The sequence below is a fragment of the Facilibium subflavum genome (assembly GCF_003574485.1).
GTDB classification, from domain to species: domain Bacteria; phylum Pseudomonadota; class Gammaproteobacteria; order Francisellales; family Francisellaceae; genus Facilibium; species Facilibium subflavum.
On record NZ_QLIT01000086.1, the window covers coordinates 1 to 3,318 of the forward strand.

The following is a 3,318-nucleotide window of genomic DNA, read 5'->3' on the forward strand; positions in this document are numbered from 1 at the left end:
GAAAACACTATCCATAATAATTTAAATTGATACTTAGTTTGCTATAACTGATAAGATGCACTATATTCCAGCAGTAGGCCAGATAAATACTAGGATTTAGATGCGTTTACCCTGGCTTCCAATGCATCTGATATTGGACCACCGCCGGGTCTGGCAGCAATTTCAAGGAAATTCAGCCCTTCACTACTATTGATCACTTCCAAATGAAAAGGGGTAAAATCAATATTTAGCTTGGAAAAATAATCCTTTAAGAAAGTCTCTATCAAGTCATGCTGAAAAACGGATAATTCTAAACTAAGTGATGCATAACAACTTTCACGCATCCGCCACTTTGTTGGGGTGCTAACATATTGACTTGCAACAAAATAACTAGATCCTTGTGCCCAGATCCCATCAATATGCCAAATTTCACCCTCTATTTTTGGTTGAATAATATAATCATGTTTATTTTCTAAAGGTGAAATCAAGTTAACATGTTTGCTAATATCCGCAAATTTTCCAATAAGAACTCCAATACTTCCACTCATCTCCTTTGGTTTGATAACCATCATTTCATTGTTATTACTTAAGATAGCTGCCTCACTAAGCTGATAAGTTTCAATTGGCTTTAACCCTCTGCATTTTTTTGCATGCTCATACATTTTATATTTGTTTCTGAAAAATACTGCTTGTTTTTCTTGAAGGCCTGGTATACCGTATTTGGTTCTTAAATGAGCGCCAGTATAAACGGAAGCTTCAGAACCAGACACAACACATATAGCGCTTCCCATTGTATTTTGCACACTCTCAATTACTTCAGATATTCTATAAACCTGGTCATCAAAATGACCCAAGCTCACGATCTCCGTCTCGTAGAAAACTGATTTTTGGACAGAAGCTGTGCTAAATAATGGTTTTTGACCGAAATATCTCACTACATCATTTTTTATACACAGATTCGTACCAGGCACAGCATCTAAGAGCACTAATATATTTTGCATATTTTAAAACCTTAATTTAATTATTTGATTTAAATATTTTTGGCTACGCTGAACTTTTTTCTAAAGAGCTTTCTGTACTTACATAGTCCAAATACGTTTTCGATGGTTGTGGTCCTTTCGAGCTCTGGTATTTCCCATCATAGAGCACAATCTCTCCCATAGGTTTCCAAAATGTAACCTGAGCAAGCAACATACCAGGATACAAAATAGTCGGCACTGTCGCATATAGTTGAAATGTTACGTTTCCTACTGAGCCTATATCAATTAGGTCAGCTGTAATGTGGACAAATAGCCCAGACCTTGCTGTGCCTGATTTAGCATGAATCAAGGGGACATATTTTGTGCTGCCAATTGTTTCTAATGAGCTTGCTAATATAAAATCTCCAGCTTTAAGGTGTAGCCCCGTCACGGGGATCTCATTGACTTCAAATTCAACTTTTTTCTTTGGGTCTATTACGCTTTCTGTATATTGAATATACTGTTTATCCAGTCTCAAGTCGTAGGAATTTGTACTAATTTGAGCTGGATTATAATCATTAATGATAATATTCCCCTTCATAACTTCTTCTGAAATCTTCAATCCTGTTAATATCATCTGCCAAATCTCTCTTGCGGATCATTAAAACGAGCATAAGTTTTCCCCATGCAACGAATTTCCCCCAGGTTGTTCCAAAATGACACTTGTCCAATGGGCATCATTGGATATAAACGTATGGGCATACATGCATATAGCTCCAGCGTCCACCTATGCGATGAGGTAGTATGTCCTAAGTTAGCTGAAATCTGCAAAAACAAGCCATACCGTCCTATGGAGCTTCTTCCAATAAGAGACATTGCGTAACGACTGCTTCCTATTGTTTCATGAGTTACTCCAAGGTACATAGTACCTGGCTGTAAGACGTACCCAGAATCATCAAGCATTATTTCTTCAAAAATATTTTGACCATCGTCTCCAATACCTTTATATACTTTCAACTTATTCCCAAGCAAATAATTATAACTATTAGGATTAACTCTTGTGTAATCAAAAGGTGAAATATAGATATCCCCTTCCCAAACTGACTTTACTATCTGATCACCTGTTAGAATCATTTCAACTCCTATGCCTTTTAAAATTCAGAATAACTCAACAAATCGCTTTGGGTAAGTATTACGATCATACCTTAGAACTAACACTGAATACTCTTGATATTCACGTAAATAATTTGACATTTCTCTAATTTCATAGAGCCTTTTGTACATGACATTATAAAGTGCATCCCGCGTTATCCCTTTCTCTTGACATACTCTCTCTATAGTTGATTGGCAGTAATGCTTAAGCTCTCCTTCAGTTTCTGGTTCCGGCTCCAATCTATCTTCAAACAATACATCAAAACCTCTGTAAAGCTGCATAATCTGTTTGCGACTTTTTACTGTTGGAGTCATCCCAAATATTTTTTTAGCCTCACTAATAAGGCGATCAGGAACTTTCTTTGTTACATAGAAAGGTGATGCCAATAAATACCCATTATCAGAAAACAGTTTCTCCATGTTTGCAATCATTAATTTTGGGTTTGGAAAGAAACCTAACGCAGCACCAACTATGATGTGCGAAAACGCTTTCTCAGAACGAAACTGTACTGCATCCTCGCATTTAAAATGCAATCTGTTTTCTAAGTTCTCCAACTGACAATTTTGCTTGGCTCTTGTAACTGAAGCAGCACATATATCCACACCGACCCCTGTACAACCACTCTCTTTAACAAGGTTTATCCCAGAAAACCCCGTCGTACACGCAACCTCCAGAATATGTGATTGTGAGTTTATATTAGAGTTTATTCTCCATTTTGTGAGCGTAGAATAGGCGCCAGGTGGAACATTTGTAACCGCTCCATAAACCCCATCTAGTAAAGGCGTTTGTTCTTAATCATACTGTTGTTGTTTATTCACAAATATGGAGCACAGACGATGACAGAAACGCAAATCAAGTGGCTATCAATTATTAGGGATTGGGAAGTCTCAGGGCTAACACAGGATAAATTCTGCCAGGAACAGGAAGTATCCAAAGCATCATTTTCCAAATGGCGTACCAAATTCATTGCAGAAGGTGCGCTTAAACCGCGCATTAAGGTAACAAAGGATGACACAAGCCCACCTCATGCCCCTTCTGGTTTTATTCCTTTTCATATCGATGCAAATACGGCAAAACAAAAAGGCATGATTGAAATTGATTTGCCATTTGGGATCACATTAAGGGTACCTTGTGATGTTAACGCCGGCACATGAGATTTACCTGGCCAATTTTCCGGTGGATATGCGCAAAAGTATCGATGGCTTATCCGCTTTGGGTTTATCTCAG

General features: G+C 37.7%; 5 protein-coding genes. 1 reads left to right on the top strand and 4 read right to left on the bottom strand.

What is annotated here, in order from left to right; genetic code table 11:
- Nucleotides 1-89 precede the first annotated feature (89 nt).
- From DNK84_RS06100 to DNK84_RS06115, 4 genes are read right to left on the bottom strand one after another with little or no spacing between them, the layout of a single operon-like run.
- Entirely contained in the window at nucleotides 90-980 is an 891-nt protein-coding gene (locus DNK84_RS06100) for an ATP-grasp domain-containing protein (protein WP_119343666.1), read from the bottom strand.
- Nucleotides 981-1,023: 43 nt separating this feature from the next.
- Nucleotides 1,024-1,575 (bottom strand): dCTP deaminase, encoded by a 552-nt coding sequence (gene dcd / locus DNK84_RS06105; protein ID WP_119343667.1) that lies wholly within the window; start codon nucleotides 1,573-1,575, stop codon nucleotides 1,024-1,026.
- Nucleotides 1,572-2,072, bottom strand: coding sequence for a dCTP deaminase (locus DNK84_RS06110; RefSeq protein ID WP_119343668.1), 501 nt, complete (start codon nucleotides 2,070-2,072; stop codon nucleotides 1,572-1,574). The genes dcd and DNK84_RS06110 overlap by 4 nt, the downstream gene beginning before the upstream one ends.
- Nucleotides 2,073-2,096: 24 nt before the next feature.
- Nucleotides 2,097-2,798, bottom strand: coding sequence for a class I SAM-dependent methyltransferase (locus DNK84_RS06115; protein ID WP_119343669.1), 702 nt, complete (start codon nucleotides 2,796-2,798; stop codon nucleotides 2,097-2,099).
- A gap of 129 nt (nucleotides 2,799-2,927) precedes the next feature.
- Here DNK84_RS06115 and tnpA point away from each other — a divergent pair, with 129 nt between their 5' ends.
- On the top strand, nucleotides 2,928-3,245 hold the full coding sequence (tnpA, locus tag DNK84_RS06120) for an IS66 family insertion sequence element accessory protein TnpA (protein ID WP_119342808.1): 318 nt from the start codon (nucleotides 2,928-2,930) through the stop codon (nucleotides 3,243-3,245).
- Nucleotides 3,246-3,318: the final 73 nt, after the last annotated feature.

What these genes read in the sequence shown, in the direction of transcription:
- DNK84_RS06100 (WP_119343666.1), bottom strand. Translation starts at nt 980, where the DNA reads ATGCAAAATATATTAGTGCTCTTAGATGCTGTGCCTGGTACGAATCTG.
- dcd (WP_119343667.1), bottom strand. Translation starts at nt 1,575, where the DNA reads ATGATATTAACAGGATTGAAGATTTCAGAAGAAGTTATGAAGGGGAAT.
- DNK84_RS06110 (WP_119343668.1), bottom strand. Translation starts at nt 2,072, where the DNA reads ATGATTCTAACAGGTGATCAGATAGTAAAGTCAGTTTGGGAAGGGGAT.
- tnpA (WP_119342808.1), top strand. Translation starts at nt 2,928, where the DNA reads ATGACAGAAACGCAAATCAAGTGGCTATCAATTATTAGGGATTGGGAA.